This is a genomic window from Citrobacter sp. Cpo074 (assembly GCF_030332745.1).
Classification (GTDB): Bacteria; Pseudomonadota; Gammaproteobacteria; order Enterobacterales; family Enterobacteriaceae; genus Citrobacter; species Citrobacter portucalensis.
This window is the reverse complement of record NZ_JAOWHG010000034.1, coordinates 399,849-423,656: the sequence shown is the minus strand read 5'-3', so window position 1 is coordinate 423,656 and position 23,808 is coordinate 399,849. Positions and strand designations below refer to the sequence as shown.

Annotated in this window: 23 protein-coding genes; 12 read left to right on the top strand and 11 right to left on the bottom strand. The window is 53.1% G+C overall.

The window, feature by feature from the left end; translation table 11 throughout:
• Nucleotides 1-35 precede the first annotated feature (35 nt).
• Nucleotides 36-1,181, top strand: a complete 1,146-nt coding sequence (gene cbrA / locus OGX83_RS20135; RefSeq protein ID WP_032945448.1) for a colicin M resistance lipid reductase CbrA — start codon at nucleotides 36-38, stop codon at nucleotides 1,179-1,181.
• Here the strand turns inward: cbrA and OGX83_RS20130 are convergent.
• The 8 genes from OGX83_RS20130 to dnaA form a co-directional block, all read right to left on the bottom strand.
• The gene (locus tag OGX83_RS20130) at nucleotides 1,170-2,297 is read right to left on the bottom strand and encodes a DUF4056 domain-containing protein (RefSeq protein ID WP_192464106.1); all 1,128 of its coding nucleotides are present in this window, start codon (nucleotides 2,295-2,297) and stop codon (nucleotides 1,170-1,172) included. The genes cbrA and OGX83_RS20130 overlap by 12 nt on opposite strands.
• Nucleotides 2,294-3,424 carry a BamA/TamA family outer membrane protein gene (locus tag OGX83_RS20125; RefSeq protein ID WP_008786539.1) on the bottom strand — a complete coding sequence of 377 codons (1,131 nt, stop codon included), beginning with the start codon at nucleotides 3,422-3,424 and terminating at the stop codon, nucleotides 2,294-2,296. Before OGX83_RS20125 ends, OGX83_RS20130 begins: the two co-directional genes overlap by 4 nt.
• Nucleotides 3,421-4,431, bottom strand: coding sequence for a hypothetical protein (locus OGX83_RS20120; RefSeq protein WP_286588952.1), 1,011 nt, complete (start codon nucleotides 4,429-4,431; stop codon nucleotides 3,421-3,423). The genes OGX83_RS20125 and OGX83_RS20120 overlap by 4 nt, the downstream gene beginning before the upstream one ends.
• Before the next feature lie 171 nt (nucleotides 4,432-4,602).
• Nucleotides 4,603-5,415, bottom strand: coding sequence for a sugar-phosphatase (yidA, locus tag OGX83_RS20115; protein WP_008786541.1), 813 nt, complete (start codon nucleotides 5,413-5,415; stop codon nucleotides 4,603-4,605).
• A gap of 210 nt (nucleotides 5,416-5,625) precedes the next feature.
• Complete coding sequence (gene gyrB, locus OGX83_RS20110) at nucleotides 5,626-8,040, bottom strand: DNA topoisomerase (ATP-hydrolyzing) subunit B (protein WP_008786542.1); 2,415 nt, start codon at nucleotides 8,038-8,040, stop codon at nucleotides 5,626-5,628.
• A gap of 28 nt (nucleotides 8,041-8,068) precedes the next feature.
• Nucleotides 8,069-9,142 carry a DNA replication/repair protein RecF gene (recF, locus tag OGX83_RS20105; protein ID WP_048215236.1) on the bottom strand — a complete coding sequence of 358 codons (1,074 nt, stop codon included), beginning with the start codon at nucleotides 9,140-9,142 and terminating at the stop codon, nucleotides 8,069-8,071.
• Nucleotides 9,142-10,242, bottom strand: a complete 1,101-nt coding sequence (gene dnaN / locus OGX83_RS20100) for a DNA polymerase III subunit beta (protein WP_003023863.1) — start codon at nucleotides 10,240-10,242, stop codon at nucleotides 9,142-9,144. The genes recF and dnaN overlap by 1 nt, the downstream gene beginning before the upstream one ends.
• A gap of 4 nt (nucleotides 10,243-10,246) precedes the next feature.
• On the bottom strand, nucleotides 10,247-11,650 hold the full coding sequence (gene dnaA / locus OGX83_RS20095) for a chromosomal replication initiator protein DnaA (RefSeq protein WP_003827078.1): 1,404 nt from the start codon (nucleotides 11,648-11,650) through the stop codon (nucleotides 10,247-10,249).
• Nucleotides 11,651-11,872: 222 nt separating this feature from the next.
• Between dnaA and OGX83_RS22920 the strand changes: the two genes are divergently transcribed.
• From OGX83_RS22920 to OGX83_RS20050, 10 genes are all read left to right on the top strand, one after another.
• Nucleotides 11,873-12,028: a hypothetical protein gene (locus OGX83_RS22920; RefSeq protein ID WP_418657320.1), complete on the top strand. Its 156-nt coding sequence runs from the start codon at nucleotides 11,873-11,875 to the stop codon at nucleotides 12,026-12,028.
• Between the two features lie 228 nt (nucleotides 12,029-12,256).
• Entirely contained in the window at nucleotides 12,257-12,397 is a 141-nt protein-coding gene (rpmH, locus tag OGX83_RS20090; RefSeq protein ID WP_003023858.1) for a 50S ribosomal protein L34, read from the top strand.
• A 17-nt stretch (nucleotides 12,398-12,414) separates the two neighbouring features.
• The gene (gene rnpA / locus OGX83_RS20085) at nucleotides 12,415-12,774 is read left to right on the top strand and encodes a ribonuclease P protein component (RefSeq protein ID WP_003844432.1); all 360 of its coding nucleotides are present in this window, start codon (nucleotides 12,415-12,417) and stop codon (nucleotides 12,772-12,774) included.
• The gene (gene yidD / locus OGX83_RS20080) at nucleotides 12,738-12,995 is read left to right on the top strand and encodes a membrane protein insertion efficiency factor YidD (protein WP_003023846.1); all 258 of its coding nucleotides are present in this window, start codon (nucleotides 12,738-12,740) and stop codon (nucleotides 12,993-12,995) included. The genes rnpA and yidD overlap by 37 nt, the downstream gene beginning before the upstream one ends.
• A gap of 2 nt (nucleotides 12,996-12,997) precedes the next feature.
• Entirely contained in the window at nucleotides 12,998-14,644 is a 1,647-nt protein-coding gene (gene yidC, locus OGX83_RS20075) for a membrane protein insertase YidC (RefSeq protein WP_003827058.1), read from the top strand.
• A gap of 105 nt (nucleotides 14,645-14,749) precedes the next feature.
• On the top strand, nucleotides 14,750-16,114 hold the full coding sequence (gene mnmE, locus OGX83_RS20070) for a tRNA uridine-5-carboxymethylaminomethyl(34) synthesis GTPase MnmE (RefSeq protein ID WP_008786545.1): 1,365 nt from the start codon (nucleotides 14,750-14,752) through the stop codon (nucleotides 16,112-16,114).
• 182 nt (nucleotides 16,115-16,296) lie between these two features.
• The gene (locus OGX83_RS20065; protein WP_048215234.1) at nucleotides 16,297-17,478 is read left to right on the top strand and encodes an MFS transporter; all 1,182 of its coding nucleotides are present in this window, start codon (nucleotides 16,297-16,299) and stop codon (nucleotides 17,476-17,478) included.
• Nucleotides 17,447-18,406: an HTH-type transcriptional regulator YidZ gene (gene yidZ, locus OGX83_RS20060; protein ID WP_003827051.1), complete on the top strand. Its 960-nt coding sequence runs from the start codon at nucleotides 17,447-17,449 to the stop codon at nucleotides 18,404-18,406. Before OGX83_RS20065 ends, yidZ begins: the two co-directional genes overlap by 32 nt.
• Before the next feature lie 166 nt (nucleotides 18,407-18,572).
• Nucleotides 18,573-19,319 (top strand): 4'-phosphopantetheinyl transferase family protein, encoded by a 747-nt coding sequence (locus tag OGX83_RS20055; protein ID WP_048227371.1) that lies wholly within the window; start codon nucleotides 18,573-18,575, stop codon nucleotides 19,317-19,319.
• Nucleotides 19,320-19,349: 30 nt separating this feature from the next.
• Complete coding sequence (locus OGX83_RS20050) at nucleotides 19,350-19,916, top strand: NADPH-dependent FMN reductase (protein ID WP_003827046.1); 567 nt, start codon at nucleotides 19,350-19,352, stop codon at nucleotides 19,914-19,916.
• A gap of 56 nt (nucleotides 19,917-19,972) precedes the next feature.
• On the opposite strand, the gene adeP is transcribed toward OGX83_RS20050, so the two are convergent.
• Entirely contained in the window at nucleotides 19,973-21,310 is a 1,338-nt protein-coding gene (gene adeP, locus OGX83_RS20045; RefSeq protein WP_003827042.1) for an adenine permease AdeP, read from the bottom strand.
• Between the two features lie 167 nt (nucleotides 21,311-21,477).
• On the opposite strand from adeP, the gene yieH reads away from it, so the two are divergent.
• Entirely contained in the window at nucleotides 21,478-22,143 is a 666-nt protein-coding gene (gene yieH, locus OGX83_RS20040; protein WP_003827040.1) for a 6-phosphogluconate phosphatase, read from the top strand.
• Between the two features lie 121 nt (nucleotides 22,144-22,264).
• Here yieH and phoU read toward each other — a convergent pair whose 3' ends face one another.
• On the bottom strand, nucleotides 22,265-22,990 hold the full coding sequence (gene phoU, locus OGX83_RS20035; protein WP_003023824.1) for a phosphate signaling complex protein PhoU: 726 nt from the start codon (nucleotides 22,988-22,990) through the stop codon (nucleotides 22,265-22,267).
• A 14-nt stretch (nucleotides 22,991-23,004) separates the two neighbouring features.
• Nucleotides 23,005-23,778 carry a phosphate ABC transporter ATP-binding protein PstB gene (gene pstB / locus OGX83_RS20030; RefSeq protein ID WP_003023821.1) on the bottom strand — a complete coding sequence of 258 codons (774 nt, stop codon included), beginning with the start codon at nucleotides 23,776-23,778 and terminating at the stop codon, nucleotides 23,005-23,007.
• Nucleotides 23,779-23,808: the final 30 nt, after the last annotated feature.

The window sequence follows — 23,808 nt, the reverse complement described above, 5'->3', positions numbered from 1 at the left end:
AGCGTATCGCCATCTTCATTTTTGCGGACAGAAAGATGGAACATTTTGACGTAGCGATTATCGGTTTAGGTCCGGCAGGCGCAGCGCTGGCGCGACAGTTGAGCGGAAAAATGCGCGTGATTGCGTTGGATAAAAAACGCCAGTGCGGCAACGAAGGTTTCACTAAACCCTGCGGCGGCCTGCTGGCCCCGGACGCCCAGCGTTCGTTTATCCGCGACGGGATTACCTTACCCGTTGATGTCATCGCCAACCCGCAGATTTTTAGCGTTAAAACGGTTGATGTTGCCGCTTCTTTGACGCGTAACTACCAGCGCAGCTACATTAATATCAACCGCCATGCTTTTGATTTATGGCTTAAATCTCTCATCCCTGATGATGTGCAGGTGTATCACGACAGCCTGTGCCGGAAAATCTGGCGCGAGGGCGATAAATGGCATGTTATCTTCCGCGCCGACGGTTGGGAGCAGCAGATAACTGCACGTTATCTGGTGGGGGCAGACGGTGCGAACTCACTGGTGCGCCGTCATCTCTATCCACAGCACCAAATCCGTAAATATGTCGCTATTCAACAATGGTTTGCGGAAAAGCATCCCGTACCGTTCTATTCCTGTATTTTTGATAACGATGCAACTGACTGTTATTCCTGGAGTATCAGCAAAGATGGCTATTTTATCTTTGGTGGCGCCTACCCCATGAAGGACGGACAGGCACGCTTTGACGCGCTGAAAGAGAAGCTGGAAGCGTTCCATTTCCAGTTCGGCAAACCGGTGAAAAGTGAAAAATGTACGGTGCTATTCCCCTCACGCTGGAAAGACTTCGTCTGCGGCGAGGACAACGCATTTTTGATTGGTGAAGCGGCCGGTTTTATCAGCGCCAGCTCGCTGGAAGGGATTAGCTATGCGCTGGACAGCGCGGAGATCCTCAAATCGGTACTGCTGCGGGATACGCCAGATATGAATCACGCTTACCGTAAAGCCACCCACAAGTTACGTCTCAAACTGTATGGCAAAATCCTGAAAAGCCGGGCCCTGACGTCGGCATTTTCCCGTAAATGGATTATGCGCAGCGGCGTTGCGCATATTCCCTTGGCAAAATCTGAAAGTCACCCGCCAGCGAAAGCAAAGCGTGAGAAATCGCGTAGTATGGCTATGACATTATGGCGCGTTTTTTTAAGGGACTGAGTTCACCTCACTGTCACGGCCTTGTGCCACCGTAGCCAGCGCGGGAAAGTTGGCGACGGTGTACCAGGAACCTGGCGTAGGCAGCCGCTCCATTGTATGGCCAGGCCAAAGTTCGAGTTGTGCCAACGCATCAAGGGAATATTGTCGCCAGTGATGTGGCAACATCAGTCTCAATGGCGAGGCTTGTTCACCCGGTACCGGCGTCGGTAAACGCGAGTCACTCACATCATAGTTTCTGTGCAGAACCAAATATTTCTCTGGTACCCGACGCTGGCTGTTCCACCATTTACCATCCAGCATATCAAACTGAAAGCGGGTGATTTTTTCCGGTTTAGCCCCCAATTGCTTCAACGCCTGGCGCAGCGCGTTGTTCATCGCCGCATCGTACATTTCCGTTGTTGCCAGTTGCCCATTGAGGATCAGCGATACCGCAATTCTGGCACCCAACAAATTTGAGTAGAGATCTTCCGGGGAAAATGCAGAAACCTCCTCCGAAAATCCAGGGACGGACTCAAAACCATACCATTGCGCAATTTCATGCCAGGCAGCGAGCTGAAACGCCAGATGCGCGGCCATCCATGCCGCCAGCGCGTAACGATCAGCAGGCTCTGTGGGAGGTGTGAAAGCGTTAAATACGACATGCCGTTGCGCAAGCTCATCATCCAGACGCAGCGTAAATGATTGACCAAGCCGTGGAAGAAGATGGCTAAAGAGCCAGGCCGTCATGTCTGCGGTATCACGGACATGTGCAGTATCAATGAAGCCACCGCGAGCGGTATACACTATGCCGTTATTCTCATGCCCGATCCCTGCCAGATTCGCTAGCCCTAACAGTAGGCTATCGTTATAGCGGTGCTCGCCGATGCTATCGATCGTGACAACATTATCAAGTTCATAAAATGGCACCGGCATATGCAGTACCTGTGCGTGCAGGTCGTAGCCAAACGCGCAGCACGGACGTAATCCCTGAGGTGCAGGGAGGGGCGAAACTACCGGCCAGGCAGTACCCTGGGCCTTATCCTCTGTAGAAACGAGCTGCAAAGTTACAGGTATTGCCGCACGGGCTATCGCCGTTGCCAGCCATAAGAGCGCTATTAACACCACCTTATTGATCAAAATGCCTCTCCAACCTGAAAATAAAAACCGCTGCTCCCTTTGCCAATCCCATAATCAAGACGCACATTCACCCGGGGCTTAAATTCAAAGCGGTAGCCCACACCGGCGGACGGTAACCAGCGTCCATCGTCCAGCGCATGAAAAGAGGGTCCCATCGTGCCCGCACCGAGCCAACCAACCACACCATGCCGCCAGTCAAGTTTCCGCCGATACTCCAGTTGCCCGCTGACGGCGTTTTTATCCCGGTAGCGCCCTTCGTAATAACCGCGCATACGCTGATTGCTGCCAAGCAGCGGCATCATGCTCCACGGCACATCGCCCTGGGTAAACGCGCCGTCCATCTCCCAGGCAAGCACATTGTTCTCGTCCAGCGAGTGATAGCGGCTGTAGTGCAGTTGATATTCATCAAATCGCGTATCGCTTCCCACCTCTGGTGTGAATCGGGTATAGCGCACATCGGCATACTGTCCTTTACGCGGGTTGGGAACGAAATCACGATCGTCCCAGCTGAGTTCGACACTACTTCCGGAGCTGAGAACCGACGCCCCCTGCCCGGTATGCTCAATGTTGGGCGGATCGTTATCGTCCATTTGGGTAGCGTGCTGGGCGTTCAGCGACCAGCCAAGCCCCAGATAAACATTGGGTGCCAACTGGCGATACAACGTTGGACGCAACTCCAGAACCTGAGCGGTGTATTGCTGTTTTTGGTTATCTTTATCCCCAGCGCTAAAACCTTGCCCCCAGTAGTAGGTTGGAGTATCCGTTAATGCGCCATTGAGAAAAAATCGCCACCGATCGTCGGCAAAAAATGCGTAATTTTGCATCGTGATACCGAATGCGCCAGTTGAGCTAAAATAGCCGCTGAGCGTCAGCGTCGAGTTTTGGCTTACCGTATCATTCGGGTCAGGGCGATACATCCCCACCACCGCTGTACCGATCCCTAACCCCAGCTCCGGGGTATAAAACGGTCCCGGCATTACTCCCCAGTCAATGCCTTTGCTGGCGTCAAAGCTATCACTGGCACCCAACTTATTTAGCCAACCGTCAACTTCGCCTCGGCTTGGCAACGCTGCCCGCACTGTACAGGAGAGCATGTTGAACAGCAGGAAGAGGGTAAGACGGCTCAAAAGCGATACTCTCCCGCCATGAAGAAACTGTTACGTTCAGCAAAGCCGATTTCGGTCGTGACGTTGAAGTTCCGGGTAATTTCATACTGTGCGCCCACCAGCACGTTCCAGGGGGATTGCAGATGCTGTTTAACGTCAAAGCGACCATTACCGTCTTTGTTGGCAATATCAACGAGTCTTTGCAGCGTTTCAGACGGCATGGTGAGGTCGTTAAGGCTACCGCTAAATTCTTGCTGCACGTCCTGGTACATACTGCCAACCCATAGATTCAACTTTCCGGATGGCAGGTGCAGCGCATCCACACTGGGGGTGGTAAAGCGATATCCGATGCGCGGAGAAAGAGTTAAGGCGTCAATACTCCCATCCAGAATATCGAACCGCGTCTGGGTGTAGTTGGCATCAAAAGCAGTAAACCAGTTGCCTACACCGCCGACCAACGTCGTCCCTACGCCGTAGGTGGTGCCTTTAAAATCGAGCTGAAACGCCAGATTCTGCAAACTGCTTGGTGTGCGGTCTTTAAGGGGGCCTTTTATCCCGACGCCTATTTGCGAAACGGAGTGGCCATCGGTATAGCCAATCAAGCCATAGACATTCATAAACGGCAGCAGCCAGGCATCCAGCTTCAGCGTTTCGGTTTTACTGCGTTCACGCGTATTGCCGACGCTAATTTTAAACGCGTTATCCAGTGAGCGGCCACCGAGGGAAAGACCGTTGAAGTTAATACTATCCACATTAATATTTTGTCGGATATTCATGTAGTTAATATTCACGCCAAACGGTGCCGGTAGTTCATATCCGCGCTTACGCGCTTCATCGCCTAAAAAGGGCAAAATGGTGTGGTTTTCGACAGGTTTAACCGTCGTTTTTTCCGGTACTGGCGCAGACAGACCGTCATCCTGATAGCCAAAGAGAGGTGTAATAGTTGAGCTGGAATCCGTCGCGGCACTGGCATGAAAAACCAGACAGGAAGACGTTATCAACACCACGCGGATGCTTGTGTTTGTCATAAGAAAGTTTAGTAGCAGGCAGGAATTGCCCAGATATAAAAGAAGAAGGGAGAGTATAGAAGTTACGTACTATGTGGAGGTATTAATGTGCGGTTTCACATCTGATAATATAAATATATGTTTTATAACATGTTAATGTTATTGCCCAGCCGAGGCCAGGCATAACACGCATCAGGAAAGGACGTATTTCTCTATCGCCCAGGCGACGCCATCTTCAAGGTTAGATTTCGTCACGAAGTTGGCGATTTCTTTGACTGATGGAATAGCATTGTCCATAGCAACGCCCACCCCTGCGTATTCAATCATCGCGATGTCGTTTTCCTGATCGCCAATCGCCATCACCTCTTCGGCTTTAATGCCTAACGCATCGGCCAGCGATTTTACGCCCGTCCCTTTATTGACGCGTTTATCGAGGATTTCGAGGAAATACGGCGCACTTTTCAGCACGGTGTACTTCTCTTTTACTTCCGCAGGTAGACGAGAGATAGCTTTATCGAGGATCTCCGGCTCGTCAATCATCATCACTTTCAGGAACTGGGTTGCAGGATCCATTTTCTCGGCTTCGCAGAACACCAACGGAATCGTCGCAACAAACGATTCGTGTACCGTGTAGTAGCTGATATCACGGTTCGCGGTATACAGCGTATTGCGATCGAGGGCGTGGAAATGCGAGCCAACTTCCCGGGAGAGCTGCTCCAGGTAACGATAATCATCATAGCTCAGCGCGGTTTGCGCCACGGTACTGCCATCCCCTGCTTTCTGCACCAGCGCACCGTTGTAGGTAATGCAGTAGTCACCGGGTTGTTCCATATGTAGTTCTTTCAGATAGCTGTGAACGCCGGCATACGGGCGTCCCGTGGTCAGCACCACATTCACGCCACGCGCGCGTGCCGCGGCAATCGCCGTTTTGACCGCTGGTGAAATGGTGTGATCGGGCAGCAGAAGTGTGCCATCCATGTCGATAGCAATAAGTTTGATAGCCATGAGTTCCCCGGATTAAATGAGTCCGTCCTCATGCTAACGCGATTCCGCTCAAAAAACAGCTACGAAAAGGGGGATAGAAAGGGGAATCGAGATTCCCCTTTTTGTAGATTGGTTGTCGTTTGTAGGTCTGATAAGCAACGCGCCATCAGGCACAATACAACGTCTTGCCGGATGGCGGCGTAAACCGCCTTATCCGGCCTACAGATTGGCTTAAATATCGATGTTCGCCGCTTTCAGGGCGTTTTCTTCGATAAACGCGCGACGCGGTTCAACGGCATCGCCCATCAGCGTGGTGAACAGCTGGTCGGCAGCAATCGCATCCTTCACGGTAACGCGCAGCATACGACGGCTTTCCGGATCCATGGTGGTTTCCCACAGCTGTTCCGGGTTCATCTCGCCAAGACCTTTATAACGCTGGATAGCGAGGCCACGACGAGACTCTTTCTGCAGCCATTCCAGTGCCTGCTCAAAGCTGGCAACCGGCTGGCGACGCTCGCCACGTTCGATAAACGCATCGTCTTCGATCAGCCCACGCAGCTTCTCGCCAAGCGTACAAATACGATGGTACTCGCCACCGGTCACAAATTCATGTTCCAATGGATAGTCAGTATCGACACCGTGGGTACGCACCCGGATCACCGGTTCGAACAGGTTCAGTTCAGCGTCTTTACGCACGAAGCTATTCCAGGTGCTGCCGTGCATTTCGTTTTCATTAAGCACGTTAACCAACTGGGAAACCCAGGCCGTAACTTTCGCTTCATCAGCCAGATCGGCTTCTGGCAGCGTCGGTTGATAAACCAGCTCTTTCAGCAGCGCTTTCGGGAAACGGCGTTCCATACGGCCAATCATTTTCTGCGTCGCGTTGTATTCAGAAACCAGTTTCTCTAACGACTCACCGGAAAGGGCTGGTGCGCTAGCGTTGGTGTGCAGCGTTGCGCCATCCAGAGCGATAGAGATCTGATACTGATCCATCGCTTCGTCATCTTTAATGTACTGTTCCTGCTTGCCTTTTTTCACTTTGTACAGCGGTGGCTGTGCAATGTAAACGTGGCCGCGTTCAACGATTTCCGGCATCTGACGATAGAAGAAGGTCAACAGTAGCGTACGAATGTGCGAGCCGTCGACGTCGGCATCGGTCATGATGATGATGCTGTGATAACGCAGTTTGTCCGGGTTGTACTCGTCACGACCGATGCCACAGCCGAGCGCGGTGATCAGCGTCGCGACTTCCTGAGAGGAGAGCATCTTGTCAAAGCGCGCTTTCTCGACGTTGAGGATTTTACCCTTCAGCGGCAGAATCGCCTGGTTTTTACGGTTACGGCCCTGCTTCGCAGAACCGCCCGCGGAGTCCCCTTCCACAAGGTACAGTTCGGACAGCGCCGGGTCACGTTCCTGACAATCCGCCAGCTTGCCCGGCAGACCGGCTAAGTCGAGCGCGCCTTTACGACGGGTCATTTCACGCGCACGACGTGCAGCTTCACGAGCACGTGCAGCATCAATAATTTTGCCAACAACGATTTTCGCGTCAGACGGGTTTTCCAGCAGATATTCGCTCAGCAGTTCGTTCATCTGCTGTTCTACCGCCGATTTCACCTCAGAGGAGACCAGCTTGTCTTTGGTCTGTGAGGAGAACTTCGGATCCGGTACTTTCACGGAAACAACGGCAATCAGACCTTCACGGGCATCGTCACCAGTAGCGCTGACTTTCGCTTTTTTGCTGTAGCCTTCTTTGTCCATGTAGGCGTTCAGGGTACGGGTCATCGCCGCACGGAAGCCTGCAAGGTGAGTACCGCCGTCACGCTGTGGAATGTTGTTGGTGAAGCAGTAGATGTTTTCCTGGAAACCATCGTTCCACTGCAGCGCAACTTCAACGCCGATACCGTCTTTTTCGGTGGAGAAGTAGAAGATATTCGGGTGGATCGGCGTTTTGTTTTTGTTGAGATATTCAACAAACGCCTTGATGCCACCTTCGTAGTGGAAATGGTCTTCTTTGCCGTCGCGCTTGTCGCGCAGACGAATAGAGACGCCGGAGTTCAGGAATGACAGCTCACGCAGACGTTTCGCCAGAATGTCGTATTCAAATTCAACAACATTGGTAAAGGTTTCGTGGCTTGGCCAGAAACGGACCTGAGTCCCGGTCAATTCTGTTTCGCCGGTTACTGCCAGCGGCGCCTGCGGCACACCGTGCACGTAAGTTTGCTGATGCACTTTGCCTTCACGACGAATCACCAGTTCCAGCTTCTGTGACAGGGCGTTAACGACGGAAACCCCCACGCCGTGCAGACCGCCGGAAACTTTATAGGAGTTATCATCGAATTTACCGCCTGCGTGCAAAACGGTCATGATAACTTCCGCTGCCGAAACGCCCTCTTCCGGGTGAATACCGGTTGGGATACCACGGCCATCATCGGTAACGGACACGGAGTTGTCAGCGTGAATCGTTACCACGATATCTTTACAGTGACCCGCGAGCGCTTCGTCGATAGCGTTATCTACCACCTCGAATACCATGTGGTGCAGACCGGTGCCGTCATCCGTGTCGCCGATATACATACCCGGGCGCTTACGCACCGCATCCAGTCCTTTCAGGACTTTGATACTGGAGGAGTCATAAGAATTCGACATCAACGTTTCTCGCTCATTTTATCTTGGGTTAATCCGTTATTTTACCCTTTTCCACGGTAAACATCTTCGAATTTTCATCGGACATGTCTATAACGTGTTCAGCGCTGATTGCGCTGACAAAGACCTGAGATTGCGTGGCTTTTAAGCGGCTGGCCAGCAGTCCGCGACGCGCGTCATCCAGTTCAGAGGCAAAATCATCTATCAGGTACAGGCAGCGCCGCCCGCTTTCACGGGTCAGGAACTCCCCTTGCGCCAGACGTAAGGCGCACATCAGCAGCTTTAGCTGCCCACGCGACAACGTATCTTCCACCGGCGCACCGTCGGCGCGAATGCGGAAATCCGCCTTATGCGGGCCGTGCGCAGTGTAGGTCAACATGCGATCGCGTTCAAAACTGCGTTCCAGCACTTCGGCATAATCAGTCTCTTTCTCCCAGCCGCGCTGGAATGAGAAGGAGAGCGAAAACTCGGGAAGAAACTGCTGGCAGGTATCCGCCATATCCTGCGCGATACCGGCGCTGTACTCCGCGCGCCAGGTGCTGATTTGTTCCGCCAGTGGGATCAGTTCTTTATCCCACGGGCGCAGTTGCTCATAACGACTCACCTGGCGCAGTGCCGCATTACGCTGCTTGAGCAGTCGCTTCAGGTTGCTCCAGGCGGTGAAAAATCCGGCTTCATTGTGAAAGCATCCCCAGTCAAGAAATGCTCTTCTGTATTTGGGGCCGCCGTTGAGTAAAGTAAACCCCTCTGGCGTGATCAGTTGCATCGGCATCAGGTGCGCCAGTTCTGCAACCTTGTGCCCGTCAGTGCCGTCAATGCGCACTTTGCTGTCGCCCAGTTTGTCTTTCGTCAGGCCAATCGACGTCTCACGTTCTTCACCCTGCAAACGCCCGTGTAAAACAAACGACTCCTGCTCGTGGCGAATCACGCGGCCAATCTGCAAACTGCGAAACGCCCGGCCATGGCCGAGCGTATAGATGGCTTCCAGGACGCTGGTTTTGCCGCTGCCGTTCGCGCCAACCAGGAAGTTAAAGCCAGGGGATAAAGCGAGATCCGCGCTTTCGATATTGCGAAAATCGCGGATCAACAGGCGGGTGAGCGACATTACAGTCTCATTGGCATAACAACATAGGCAGCCGACTGTGATGCGGCATCTTCAATCTGTACGCTCGATACGGAATCAGTCAGCAGAATACGCACGTTCTCGCACTTCAGCGCGTTCAGAACGTCCAGCACGTAGCTCACGTTAAAGCCGATTTCCAGTTCTGTACCAGGATAGGAGACATCCAGAATTTCTTCTGCTTCTTCCTGCTCCGGGTTGTTGGCGGTGATTTTGAGCTGGTTTTCGCTGACATACAGACGCACGCCGCGGAATTTCTCGTTCGACAGGATCGCCGCACGCGCAAACGCCTGTTTGAGGATATCGCAACCGGCTTCCAGATGTTTGTCCGGATTCTTCGGCAATACGCGGCGATAATCCGGGAAACGGCCATCAACCAGCTTAGAGGTGAAGATGAAGTCACCAACGTGCGCACGAATGTTGTTGCTGCCAATCTGCACGCGCAGCGGGTTATCGCCGCCGTCGAGCATACGCATCAGTTCAATCACACCTTTACGCGGTACGATCACCGAATGGCTTGGCAACGGCTGACCAACAGGCATTGAACAAACCGCCAGGCGGTGACCGTCGGTCGCCACGGTACGCAGCTCTTCCCCTTCGGTTTCAAACAGCATGCCGTTTAAGTAGTAACGTACGTCCTGATGCGCCATCGAAAACTGCGTGGCTTCAATCAGGCGCTTCATCGTCGCCTGCGGCAGGGTGAATTCGACTTCGCTCTGCCAGTCGTCCAGATTCGGGAAGTCGGCGGCAGGCAGCGTAGACAGCGAGAAACGGCTGCGGCCAGAACGCACCAGCATACGGTCGCCTTCCAGTTGAACGGCAATTTCCGCGCCTTCCGGCAATCCACGGCAAATATCGAAGAATTTACGCGCCGGAACGGTGGTCGCGCCAGGTTCATGAGGCTGGATCAGCGCCACGCGCGCCACCATCTCCATTTCGAGATCGGTACCGGTCAGCGAAAGCGTGCCGTCAGCAACCTGCAGCAGCAGGTTTCCGAGAATAGGCAGTGTAGGACGTCCACCCAGCGGGCCGCTGACCTGCTGAAGCGGTTTTAATAAATGTTCACGTTCAACGGTAAATTTCATAGCGTCACGAAGATAATGTTCTGATTAAATTGGAGAAATCTTCTTTAATATCATGGCTTTCTTCACGCAACTGCTCAATCTTGCGGCAGGCATGAAGCACGGTAGTATGGTCACGCCCACCAAACGCGTCGCCAATTTCCGGCAGACTGTGGTTAGTGAGCTCTTTTGCCAGCGCCATCGCCATCTGGCGCGGACGAGCTACCGAGCGAGATCGACGCTTAGAAAGCAGATCCGCAATTTTGATTTTGTAATACTCCGCCACCGTCTTCTGGATATTGTCGATGGTGACCAGCTTTTCCTGCAAAGCCAGCAGATCGCGCAGCGCTTCACGCACGAAATCGATAGTAATCGCCCGGCCGGTAAAATTGGCGTTGGCGATCACGCGGTTCAGTGCGCCTTCCAGCTCACGTACGTTAGAGCGTAGACGCTTGGCAATAAAGAACGCTACTTCACCCGGCAGACGAATGTCGTTTTCGTCGGCTTTTTTCATCAGGATCGCAACACGCGTTTCCAGTTCAGGCGGTTCGATCGCGACAGTCAGTCCCCAGCCAAAGCGGGATTTCAGACGATCTTCAACGCCGTTGATCTCCTTCGGATAGCGATCCGAGGTCAGGATGATCTGCTGATTGCCTTCCAGCAGGGCGTTAAAGGTGTGGAAAAACTCTTCCTGCGATCGCTCTTTATTCGCGAAGAATTGGATATCGTCAATCAGCAGCGCGTCAACGGAACGGTAGTAGCGTTTAAACTCTTCGATCGCGTTGTTTTGCAGGGCTTTGACCATGTCCTGCACAAAACGCTCGGAGTGCATATACACCACTTTGGCGTTTGGCTTACGCGCCATAATGCCGTTACCGACAGCGTGCAACAGGTGGGTTTTACCCAGACCCGTACCGCCATAAAGGAATAACGGATTGTAGGCGCCGCCAGGATTGTCCGCCACCTGACGTGCCGCCGCGCGCGCCAGTTGGTTAGATTTACCTTCAACGAAGTTATCAAACGTGTGTTTGACGTTGACGTTAGAACGATAGGTAGGTTCTGCCGGAGCCGGGACGTTATCCCAGCCTGGACGCGCCGCCGGAGCAGCACGTTGTGGTTGCACTTGCTGAGCCACGTGGGCGGGCGCAACAACATTGTTGACCGGCGTTTTCAGCGTTTGCGTGACGGGTTTAGTGCCGACTTCAAAGCGCAGCTGTGGGGCATCCGCGCCACAGAAATTATTGAGTAATCCATTAATATTATTAAGGTATTTATCCCTTACCCAATCGAGCACGAAACGGTTTGGCGCATACAAAGCCAGCGTGTTATCGCTCAGTTCCGCCTGCAACGGGCGTATCCACATACTGAACTCTGTGGCTGGTAACTCATCCTGCAATCGGGCAAGACACTGCTGCCAAAGCGAAAGTGACACGGCGGACTCCACTCGAACAAAAGTCGATAAATGACAAAGGCTGAAACATTCATGATTGTTGACGCACATCGACAAGACCCTATGCAAAGGGTGACGTGCGAATTGCTATCTGCAATTTTTACCCGATCAGGATCCATTGAAACGATCAGGACCGCGGATCATAGCGTAAACTGAGAAAGAGATCTTCTGTTTCTCACAGATTCTTCCCGATTTATCCACAGGATGATCCAGAATCGGCTAAGTGTAAACGATCCTGGAGAAGTGCTGCAGGTTTTAGCGCGCATATTGAAAAAATTAATGAGTAAAGATGCTTTACTGCTTAAACGATCTAATAAAGATCCCGTGCGATCCTTGCGCTTTATCCACCAGCCCGTATAATTCTTACCCCCAGCGAGTAACGGTCGCCTTACGGCGTCAACGCTGCCTGTTTTTTACGCGAAACCATGCGGAAAAAAGCGGGAAATAAGGAAAGAGAATTGACTCCGGAGTGTACAATTATTACAATCCGGCCTCTTTAATCACCCACACTGTGGCGTAAGTCGTTCGAAATTCGTTCGGGTATACGCAAAAGTCAGTGAATTTATTCAAGTTTAGGTAGAAATCGCCATGAAACGCACTTTTCAACCGTCTGTACTGAAGCGCAACCGTTCTCACGGCTTCCGTGCTCGTATGGCTAATAAAAATGGTCGTCAGGTTCTGGCACGTCGTCGTGCTAAAGGCCGTTCTCGTCTGACCGTTTCTAAGTAATAAAAGCTAGCCCCTGAGTGGTTAAGCTCGCATTTCCCAGGGAGTTACGTTTGTTAACTCCCACTCATTTCACATTCGTCTTCCAGCAGCCACAACGGGCTGGCACGCCGCAAATCACCATCCTCGGCCGCCTGAATTCGCTGGGGCATCCCCGTATCGGTCTTACAGTCGCCAAGAAAAATGTTAAGCGTGCGCATGAACGCAATCGGATTAAACGTCTGACGCGTGAAAGCTTCCGTTTACGTCAGCACGAGCTTCCAGCAATGGATTTCGTGGTGGTGGCGAAAAAAGGGGTTGCTGACCTCGATAACCGTGCTCTCTCGGAAGCGTTGGAAAAATTATGGCGTCGCCATTGTCGCCTGGCTCGCGGGTCCTGATAGCCCTCATTCGGGTCTATCAACGCCTGATCAGTCCGCTGCTTGGGCCGCATTGCCGTTTCACTCCAACCTGTTCGAGCTACGGAATTGAGGCATTGCGCAGGTTTGGAGTGATAAAAGGCAGTTGGTTGACGGTGAAACGCGTATTAAAATGCCACCCTTTACACCCTGGTGGTGACGATCCCGTCCCGCCCGGACCATTTGATACCAGAGAACACTAACGATGGATTCGCAACGCAATCTTTTAGTCATCGCTTTGCTGTTCGTGTCTTTCATGATCTGGCAAGCCTGGGAGCAGGATAAAAACCCGCAACCTCAGGCCCAACAGACCACGCAGACAACGACCACCGCAGCGGGTAGCGCCGCAGACCAGGGCGTACCGGCCAGTGGCCAGGGGAAACTGATTACGGTTAAAACTGACGTGCTTGATCTGACCATCAACACCCGTGGTGGTGATGTGGAACAGGCTTCACTGCCAGCTTACCCGAAAGAACTCGGTTCTACCGAACCGTTCCAGTTACTGGAAACTACGCCACAGTTCATCTACCAGGCACAGAGTGGCCTGACAGGTCGTGACGGCCCGGATAACCCGGCTAACGGCCCACGTCCGCTGTACAACGTCGATAAAGACGCGTTTGTACTGGCTGACGGTCAGAACGAACTGCAGATCCCGATGACCTATACTGACGCAGCGGGTAACACATTCACTAAAACGTTTGTTCTTAAGCGTGGTGAATATGCTGTCAACGTTAACTACAGCGTGCAGAACGCCGGCGAAAAACCGCTGGAAATCTCCACCTTTGGTCAGTTGAAGCAATCCATCAATCTGCCATCTCATCGCGACACCGGTAGCAGCAACTTTGCGCTGCACACCTTCCGTGGCGCGGCGTACTCCACGCCGGATGAGAAGTATGAGAAATACAAATTCGACACCATTGCTGAAAACGAAAACCTGAACGTCAATGCTAAAGATGGCTGGGTCGCAATGCTGCAACAGTATTTCGCAACGGCATGGGTTCCGCGTAACGACGGCACCAACAACTTCTATACCGCTAACCTGGGTAACGGCATTGCCGCTATCGGCTATAAATCACAGCCGGTACTGGTTCAGCCTGGCCAGACTGGCGCGATGACCAGCACCCTGTGGGTCGGCCCGGAAATTCAGGATAAAATGGCGGCCGTTGCACCGCACCTGGATCTGACCGTGGATTACGGCTGGTTGTGGTTCATTTCTCAGCCGCTGTTTAAACTGCTGAAGTGGATCCATAGCTTCCTGGGTAACTGGGGCTTCTCCATCATCGTTATCACCTTTATCGTTCGTGGCATCATGTACCCGCTGACCAAAGCGCAGTACACCTCCATGGCGAAGATGCGTATGCTGCAGCCGAAGATTCAGGCTATGCGTGAGCGTCTGGGCGATGACAAACAGCGTCAGAGCCAGGAAATGATGGCCCTGTACAAAGCTGAGAAGGTTAACCCGCTGGGCGGCTGCTTCCCGCTGATCATCCAGATGCCAATCTTCCTGGCGTTGTACTACATGCTGATGGGCTCCATTGAACTGCGTCATGCGCCATTCGCTCTGTGGATCCATGACCTGTCTGCACAGGACCCGTACTACATCCTGCCGATTCTGATGGGCGTGACGATGTTCTTCATTCAGAAGATGTCTCCGACCACTGTAACCGACCCGATGCAGCAGAAGATCATGACCTTTATGCCGGTCATCTTCACCGTGTTCTTCCTGTGGTTCCCGTCAGGTCTGGTGCTGTACTATATCGTCAGCAACCTGGTAACCATTATTCAGCAGCAGCTGATTTACCGTGGTCTGGAGAAACGTGGCCTGCATAGCCGCGAGAAGAAAAACTCCTGATTCGGTGTAGGCCGGATTAGGCGAAGCCGCCATCCGGCAAACGGAACATAAAGTAAAGGGCGGTCATTAGACCGCCTTTTTTATTGCATTAAGAAGAGACAAACCATGAGCCATAACGACACCATCGTCGCTCAGGCCACCCCACCGGGACGTGGTGGCGTGGGTATCCTGCGTATCTCCGGCCTGAAGGCGCGTGAGGTCGCAGAAACCGTACTGGGGAAACTGCCCAAACCGCGTTATGCCGATTATCTGCCGTTCAAAGACGCGGATGGCAGCGCGCTGGATCAGGGGATTGCCTTGTGGTTCCCCGGCCCAAACTCCTTTACCGGCGAAGACGTTTTAGAGCTTCAGGGCCACGGCGGTCCAGTGATTCTTGACCTGCTGCTCAAACGTATTCTGACCATTCCCGGGCTGCGCATTGCCAGACCGGGTGAATTCTCCGAGCGAGCGTTTCTCAATGATAAGCTCGATTTAGCCCAGGCCGAGGCGATTGCCGACCTGATCGATGCCAGCTCAGAGCAAGCCGCTCGCTCGGCGCTGAACTCGTTGCAGGGCGCATTTTCCGCACGGGTAAATCATCTTGTGGAAGCGCTCACTCACCTGCGCATCTATGTTGAAGCAGCGATCGACTTCCCGGATGAAGAAATCGACTTCCTGTCTGACGGCAAGATTGAAGCGCAACTCAACAGCGTTATCAGCGATCTTGATGCCGTGCGTGCGGAAGCGCGTCAGGGCAGCCTGCTGCGCGAAGGGATGAAGGTGGTGATTGCCGGTCGGCCAAACGCCGGGAAATCAAGCCTGCTGAACGCGCTGGCTGGCCGTGAGGCGGCCATTGTCACCGATATCGCCGGGACTACTCGCGACGTGCTGCGTGAGCATATTCACATCGACGGCATGCCGCTACACATCATCGACACCGCCGGTTTGCGCGATGCCAGCGACGAAGTTGAACGCATCGGTATCGAACGTGCCTGGCAGGAAATTGAACAGGCCGACCGTGTACTGTTTATGGTTGATGGCACCACCACCGACGCCGTGGACCCGGCAGATATCTGGCCAGACTTTATTGCCCGTCTGCCAGCCAAACTGCCGATCACCGTGGTGCGTAACAAAGCGGATATTACCGGTGAGACGCTGGGCCTTAGCGAAGTAAATAGCCACTCACTGGTTCGCCTCTCCGCGCGTACCGGTGAAGGCGTTGACGTACTGCGTAATCATCTCAAACAGAGCATGGGCTTTGAAACCAATATGGAAGGCGGCTTCCTGGCGCGTCGTCGTCACCTGCAGGCGCTGGCAGAAGCTGCAGAGCATCTCGAGCAGGGTAAAGCCCAACTGCTCGGAGCATGGGCCGGAGAATTGCTGGCTGAGGAGCTACGCCTGGCGCAGCAGAACCTCAGTGAGATCACCGGAGAATTTACTTCCGACGATCTGCTGGGACGGATTTTCTCCAGCTTCTGTATTGGTAAGTAGCGTTGTGTTGCCCGGTAGCTCGATGCTAACCGGGCCTACAGGCCCCGTAGGCCGGATAAGGCGTTTACGCCGCCATCCGGCAACAACTATTTCCCATGAGGAAATCACTGTTGTCCAAATGGCAACTCGTGCAGTTGACTCTCTGACCGTATGCTTAGCGCCACATTTCTTATGAGGTCGCTATGACACGCTTTCTAATCTGCAGTTTCGCCCTGGTTCTTCTTTATCCAGCCGGTATTGATATGTATCTGGTGGGGCTGCCCCGTATTGCTGCCGATTTACAGGCCAGCGAGGCGCAACTGCATATCGCGTTTTCGGTATATCTGGCAGGAATGGCGACGGCGATGCTGTTCGCCGGTAAAATTGCCGACCAGTCAGGTCGCAAACCGGTCGCCATAGTCGGCGCACTCATCTTTATTTTCGCCTCTGCGCTATGTTCTTTCGCCGAAAGCGGTACGCCATTCCTCATAGGTCGTTTTATTCAGGGCGTAGGTGCGGGCTGTTGTTACGTGGTGGCTTTCGCCATCCTGCGCGACACACTCGACGATCGCCGCCGGGCGAAGGTGCTGTCGTTGTTGAACGGTATTACCTGTATCGTGCCGGTTCTGGCTCCGGTGATGGGGCATCTGATCATGCTCAAATACCCGTGGCAGAGCCTGTTCTACACGATGATGGGAATGGGTGTGGCTGTTTGCCTGCTGTCGGTGTTTGTCCTGCGAGAATCGCGCCCAGCAACGCTTATGGCGACGACGGAAAAGAGCCACACAACCGAATCACTGGTAAACCGCTTTTTCTTAAGCCGTCTGGCCATTACCACCCTCAGCGTGTCGGTGATCCTGACCTTCGTGAATACGTCTCCGGTGCTGCTGATGGAAGTGATGGGCTTCGACCGTGGTGAGTACGCCACCACGATGGCCATGACCGCAGGCATCAGTATGGCGGTCTCTTTCTCTACGCCATTTGCTCTGAGCGTATTTAAGCCTCGCGTTCTGATGCTGACCTCACAGGTGCTGTTTCTGTGTGCCGGCGTGGTGTTAACCCTTGCCACTTCACACGCAGTAACGCTTTTCGGGCTGACGTTAATCTGCGCCGGATTCTCAGTCGGCTTCGGTGTTGCGATGAGCCAGGCGCTTGGGCCGTTCTCGCTGCGCGCGGGCGTCGCCAGCTCGGCATTAGGTATTGCCCAGGTTTGCGGTTCCTCGCTGTGGATTTGGCTGGCGGCGGTTCTTGGCCTTGATGCGCTGAATATGCTGATCGGGATTCTGATTGGCTGTAGCATAGTGAGTATCATGCTGATTATCACTGTTGCACCTAACCGGTCCGCGCCAACTCATGAAGAAATCCCTCAGCAGTCTCGATCTTAATTTATTGCTCTGCCTGCAGCTGTTGATGCAGGAACGCAGTGTCACTAAAACCGCCAAACGGATGAACGTCACACCGTCGGCGGTCAGTAAGTCGCTGTCGAAGCTGCGGACCTGGTTTGATGATCCCTTGTTTGTGAACACCCCGCTGGGGCTATCGCCGACGCCGCTGATGGTCAGCATGGAGCAGAGCCTTGCTGAATGGATGCAGATGGGCAATCAGTTGCTCGATAAGCCGCACCATGAGTCTCCACGCGGGCTGAAGTTTGATCTGGCGGCCGAAACGCCGTTAGTGATGATCATGTTCAATGCGCTCTCCCAGCAGATTTATCAGCGCTATCCCCAGGCGACAATCAAAATACGCAACTGGGACTATGACTCGCTGGATGCCATTATTCGCGGTGAAGTGGATATTGGCTTTACCGGGCGCGAAAGTCATCCGCGTTCGCGCGAACTGCTGAGTTTGTTGCCATTGTCGATCGACCATGAAGTGCTGTTTTCCGATCTGCCCTGCGTCTGGCTACGTGAAGATCATCCCGCACTGCAGGAAGAGTGGAATCTGGACACCTTTCTGCGCTATCCGCACATCAGCATTAGCTGGGAGCAAAGCGATACATGGGCGCTGGATGAAGTCCTGCAAGAAATGGGACGCGCACGCAATATCGCGTTATGTCTGCCCGGTTTTGAGCAATCGCTGTTTATGGCCGCGCAGCCGGATCACGCGCTGATAGCCACCGCACCGGTCTATTGCCAGCGTTATAACCAACTCCACCAGCTCCCACTCGTGGCGCGACCTATGCCATTTGATACGGCGCAACTGGAAAAAATGCGCGTACCGTTCACTCTTCTTTGGCATAAACGCAACAGCCACAATCCTAAGATCGTCTGGCTAAAAGACACGATCAAGGCGCTTTATCGCGATATCTCCTGACGATCCTTCATTTTGGTGTTGCTAAATCGACCATTCTGGCAACAGAAATGTAAATATCGCGTAATGTCTCCCATTTTCGCTTAGTTTTTGGGCAGCAAAGCCTGCCCGGAAGCCGTGTAAATGTTACTCTGGTAATAATCACGGACCATTAATCACGGAGCGACAAATGGCGACACATTTTGCCAGAGGGATTCTTACGGAGGGACACCTGGTTTCAGCTCGCCTCCCTTCTCCATGTCATATCGAAGCAAGAGATCTACCCGCTCATCGCCGGACACGTTTCCTGGCTTCCCGAAGTCTTCTCGCTGAACTGATGTTTATGCTTTACGGCACCAGCACGCTGCCCGAAATTGTTACTCAGGCCAAAGGTAAGCCCGTTTTTCGCGATAAGAACCTGCCGGGTTTTTCGATTTCCTATGCCGGGAATATCGTCGGTGTTGTGCTAACAACTGAAGGAACGTGCGGCCTGGATATGGAACTTCAGCGGGCCACCCGCGGGTTTCACAATCCAAATTCAGCGGAAACGTGGCGCTTCTCCAGTAACGAAAACCTGTGGATCAATAACCAAAACGACCCCAACGAAGCACGCGCGCAGCTCATTACATTGCGCCAGAGCGTACTCAAACTCACTGGCGATGTGTGCAATGACGATCCGCGCGAGCTCCAGCTTTTACCCGGCGCAGGGCGCCTGAAATGTGCCCATGTGGCGCAGGTTGAAGCCATTTGCGATGCGGAAGATGTACTGGTGTGGTCAGTTGCGGTTACGCCAACCATTGAAAAACTCAAAGTTTGGGAGTTTGATGGTAAACAGGACTGGAAAATTTTGCCTGATATCCAGACTCGCGCCAATGAGCCAACGGGTCGTCTGATCCGGTTCTCTCAATTATGTGCAGCGAAGAGCCATACGCTTTGATTTAACCTTCATGATGAAACAGGAGCCACCATGTCTGAAACATTGAATGTTGTTACGTTACTGGGAAGTCTGCGCAAAGGTTCGTTTAATGGAATGGTTGCCCGTACGCTGCCCAAGATTGCTCCAGCGGGAATGGAAGTGAACGCGCTGCCGTCGATTGGTGATATCCCTCTGTACGATGCCGACCTCCAACAGGAAGAGGGTTTTCCGGCCAGCGTAGAAGCACTGGCTGAGCAAATCAGAAAGGCTGACGGTGTCGTCATCGTCACACCTGAATATAACTATTCTGTTCCGGGCGGACTGAAGAACGCCATCGACTGGCTGTCCCGCCTGCCCGATCAGCCATTATCGGGTAAGCCGGTGCTGATCCAGACCAGTTCTATGGGCGCTATTGGCGGCGCGCGCTGCCAGTATCATCTGCGTCAGATCCTGGTATTCCTCGACGCCATGGTAATGAACAAGCCGGAATTTATGGGCGGCGTCATTCAGAACAAAGTAGACCCGCAGACAGGTGAAGTGATCGACCAAAGCACGCTGGACCATCTGACAGGTCAATTGACCGCATTTGGCGACTACATTCAGCGCGTGAAAGCGTAAAAGAAAAAGCCCGGCGATATGCCGGGCTTGTTGATATATGGGCAAATAAACAACGATTAGTGCGCGTCGATAAACACAATCTTCAGCACAAACAGCAGCGCGACAATGATGACGCACGGGCTGAGATCGCGGAAACGTCCGGTACCAATCTTCATCACGCAGTAAGAAATAAAGCCCAGCGCAATACCTTCGGTAATTGAGAAGCTAAAGGGCATCATCACGGCAGTAATAAACGCCGGAACCGCTTCTGTCAGGTCATCCCACTTCACGCGCGACAGGCTTGATGTCATCAGGACGCCAACGTAAATCAGCGCACCTGCTGCTGCATAACCCGGTACCATCCCCGCCAGCGGCGACAGGAAGATAACCAACAGGAACAGCAGACCAACGACCACGGCGGTCAGACCGGTACGTCCACCGACCGAAACCCCGGAAGAAGATTCGATATACGCAGTAACGGAAGAAGTCCCGATAAACGCCCCGGTAACCGACGACACGCTATCCACATACAGCGCTTGCTTCATGCGCGGGAACTTGCCCTTCGCATCCGCCAGACCGGCTTTATCCGTAACGCCAATCAGCGTACCGGAGGAGTCGAACAGGTTAACCAGCATGAACGAGAAAATCACACCCGCCAGGCCAATGTTAAACGAACCGGCCAGGTCGACATGTCCGATTACGGACATCACGCTCGGTGGCGCAGAAACGATACCGTTGTAATGAACATCGCCCAGCATCCAGCCCAGCAGCGTGGTTACAATGATAGAAATCAGCACCGCCGCGTGAATGTTACGTGACGCCAGAATCGCGATGATAAAGAAGCCCAGGATACCGAGCAGTACGCTGTGGGACGTCAGGTTACCGATAGACACCAGTGTGTCTTTGTTGGCGACGATAACACCGGCGTTTTTCAGTCCCATCATGCCGATGAACAGACCAATACCACTGGTGATCCCCACACGTAGGCTAACCGGGATATTGGCAATCATCCAGTAACGAACGCGGAAAATCGTCAGCAGCAGCAGACCAACAGCGCCCCAGAAGATAGCGCCCATACCAATCTGCCATGACAGCCCCATCGCGCCAACGACCACGAAAGCGAAGAATGCGTTCAGGCCCATAGCAGGCGCAAGTGCGACCGGCAGGTTGGCAAACAGGCCCATCAGGATGCTACCAAATGCAGCAATAAGGCAGGTGGTAACAAAGACAGCGCTGGTATCCATGCCAGCCACGCCAAGAATTTGCGGGTTAACAAAAACGATATACACCATCGTCAGGAAGGTCGTTAAACCGGCGATCACTTCGGTCCGTGCCGTCGTGCCATGTTCGCGCAGTTTGAACACGCGTTCCAGCATCCCCTGGCCAGAAGCCTGGGTTGTGTGTTGTTGACTCATTATCAATTTCCGAACAAGGAGGGAAAATTCGTCGCTATCCTATACCAAAATGCGACAATAGGGTTGGGTTATGAGCAACTTTTTTCATTGATTTTGCTTATACGGCAACGATTGCGTCGCCCAATAATGCATTACGAAAACGTTAAACTTGTTAAAACGGAAATGACATGTCCCAGATAGAAGCCGTATTTTTTGACTGTGACGGTACCCTTGTCGACAGTGAAGTGATTTGTTCTCGCGCGTATGTCAGCATGTTCCAGGCGTTTGGCATTACGCTCGATCTTGAAGAAATTTTCAAACGCTTCAAGGGGGTAAAGCTGTACGAGATCATCGACATTATCAACGAAGAGCACGGTGTCGAACTGGCAAAAGCCGATTTAGAACCGGTTTACCGCGCTGAGGTCGCACGTCTGTTCGATACGGAACTGGAGGTGATTGCCGGTGCCAATGCGCTACTGGACAGCATGGCCGTACCAATGTGTGTGGTCTCTAACGGTCCAGTCAGCAAAATGCAGCATTCGCTGGGTAAGCTGGGCATGTTGCACCATTTCCCTGATTTACTGTTCAGCGGCTACGATATTCAGCGTTGGAAGCCCGATCCGGCCCTGATGTTCCATGCGGCGAAAGCGATGGACGTTAACGTTGAGAACTGCATTCTGGTTGATGATTCCAGCGCAGGTGCGCAGGCGGGGATTGCCGCCGGGATGGAAGTGTTCTACTTCTGCGCCGATCCGCATAACAAACCGATCGATCATCCAAAAGTGACGACGTTTACCGATCTGGCACAGTTGCCGGAATTGTGGAAAGCGCGGGGTTGGAATATCGTCGAATAAACAGTAGGCCCGATAAGCAAAGCGCCATCAGGCGAATAGCGCAGAATGCCGGATGCGGCGTAACACCTTATCCGGCCTACAATAGCGACGCCGGGGGATCCCGGCGAACGCAACAAACTGCTTATTCCTTCGGATCTTTGCCCGCCAGCAGCTTATCCAGCTCATCCCCGCCCACGTGACGGAAGTCTTGTCCCTTCACGAAGTAGAAGATGTATTCGCAGATATTCTGGCAGCGGTCACCGATACGTTCGATGGAACGTGCGCAGAACAGCGCGGTCAGCACGCTTGGAATGGTACGTGGGTCTTCCATCATATAAGTCATCAGCTGACGCACGATGCCTTCATATTCCTGGTCAACTTTCTTATCTTCGCGATAAATACGCACTGCTTCGTCCAGATCCATACGCGCAAACGCATCCAGCACGTCATGCAGCATTTGTACGGTGTGGCGGCCCAGTGATTCCAGGCTTACCAGCAGCGGCTGGTGCTGTTGCGAGAACTTCTCCAGCGCGGTACGGCAAATTTTGTCCGCCACGTCGCCAATACGTTCCAGCTCAGCGATGGTTTTGATAATCGCCATCACCAGACGCAGGTCGCTCGCTGTCGGTTGACGCTTGGCGATGATACGCACGCAGGCTTCGTCGATCGCCACTTCCATCATGTTGACGTTCTTATCGCCTTCAATGACGCGTTTTGCCAGCTCGCTGTCCTGGTTGTGCATCGCCGTGATTGCATCAGAAAGCTGCTGCTCGACCATGCCGCCCATGGTCATCACCTGGGTACGGATGCTTTCCAGCTCTGCATTGAACTGGCCGGAAATATGTTTATTAAGGTTAAGGTTATCCACAACAAGCTCCTGAATCAGCCGTAACGACCGGTGATGTAATCTTCAGTTTGTTTCTTCGCGGGCTTGGTGAACAGATCGTCCGTGTTGCTGAACTCAATCAACTCGCCCAGGTACATAAATGCCGTGTGATCGGAACAACGCGCAGCCTGCTGCATGTTGTGGGTAACGATAACGACGGTGTAATCCTCTTTCAGCTCAGTGATCAGCTCTTCGATACGCCCGGTAGAAATAGGGTCGAGCGCTGAACATGGCTCATCAAGCAGAAGCACTTCCGGGCGAATGGCGATACCACGCGCAATACACAGACGCTGCTGCTGACCACCCGAGAGAGAGTACCCGCTCTGGTGTAATTTATCTTTGGTTTCGTTCCACAATGCGGCCTTGGTCAATGCCCACTGCACACGCTCGTCCATATCCGCACGCGAGAGTTTCTCAAACAGACGTACGCCAAAAGCAATGTTGTCGTAGATGGACATCGGGAACGGCGTCGGCTTCTGGAATACCATGCCCACTTTGGCACGCAGCAGAGCGATATCCTGGGTATTGGTGAGAATATTGTCGCCATCCAGCAGGATTTCACCTTCCGCACGCTGCTCCGGGTACAGTTCAAACATTTTGTTGAACGTACGCAGCAGCGTTGATTTACCACAGCCTGACGGCCCGATAAACGCCGTTACCTGGTTTTTAGCAATATCCAGGTTGATGTTCTTCAGGGCATGGAATTTGCCATAGTAGAAGTTCAAATCACGAACCTGAATCTTACCCGGGGCAGTATCAACCATACTCATTTCAATCTCTTCCTCATCCGGCGCCGCATC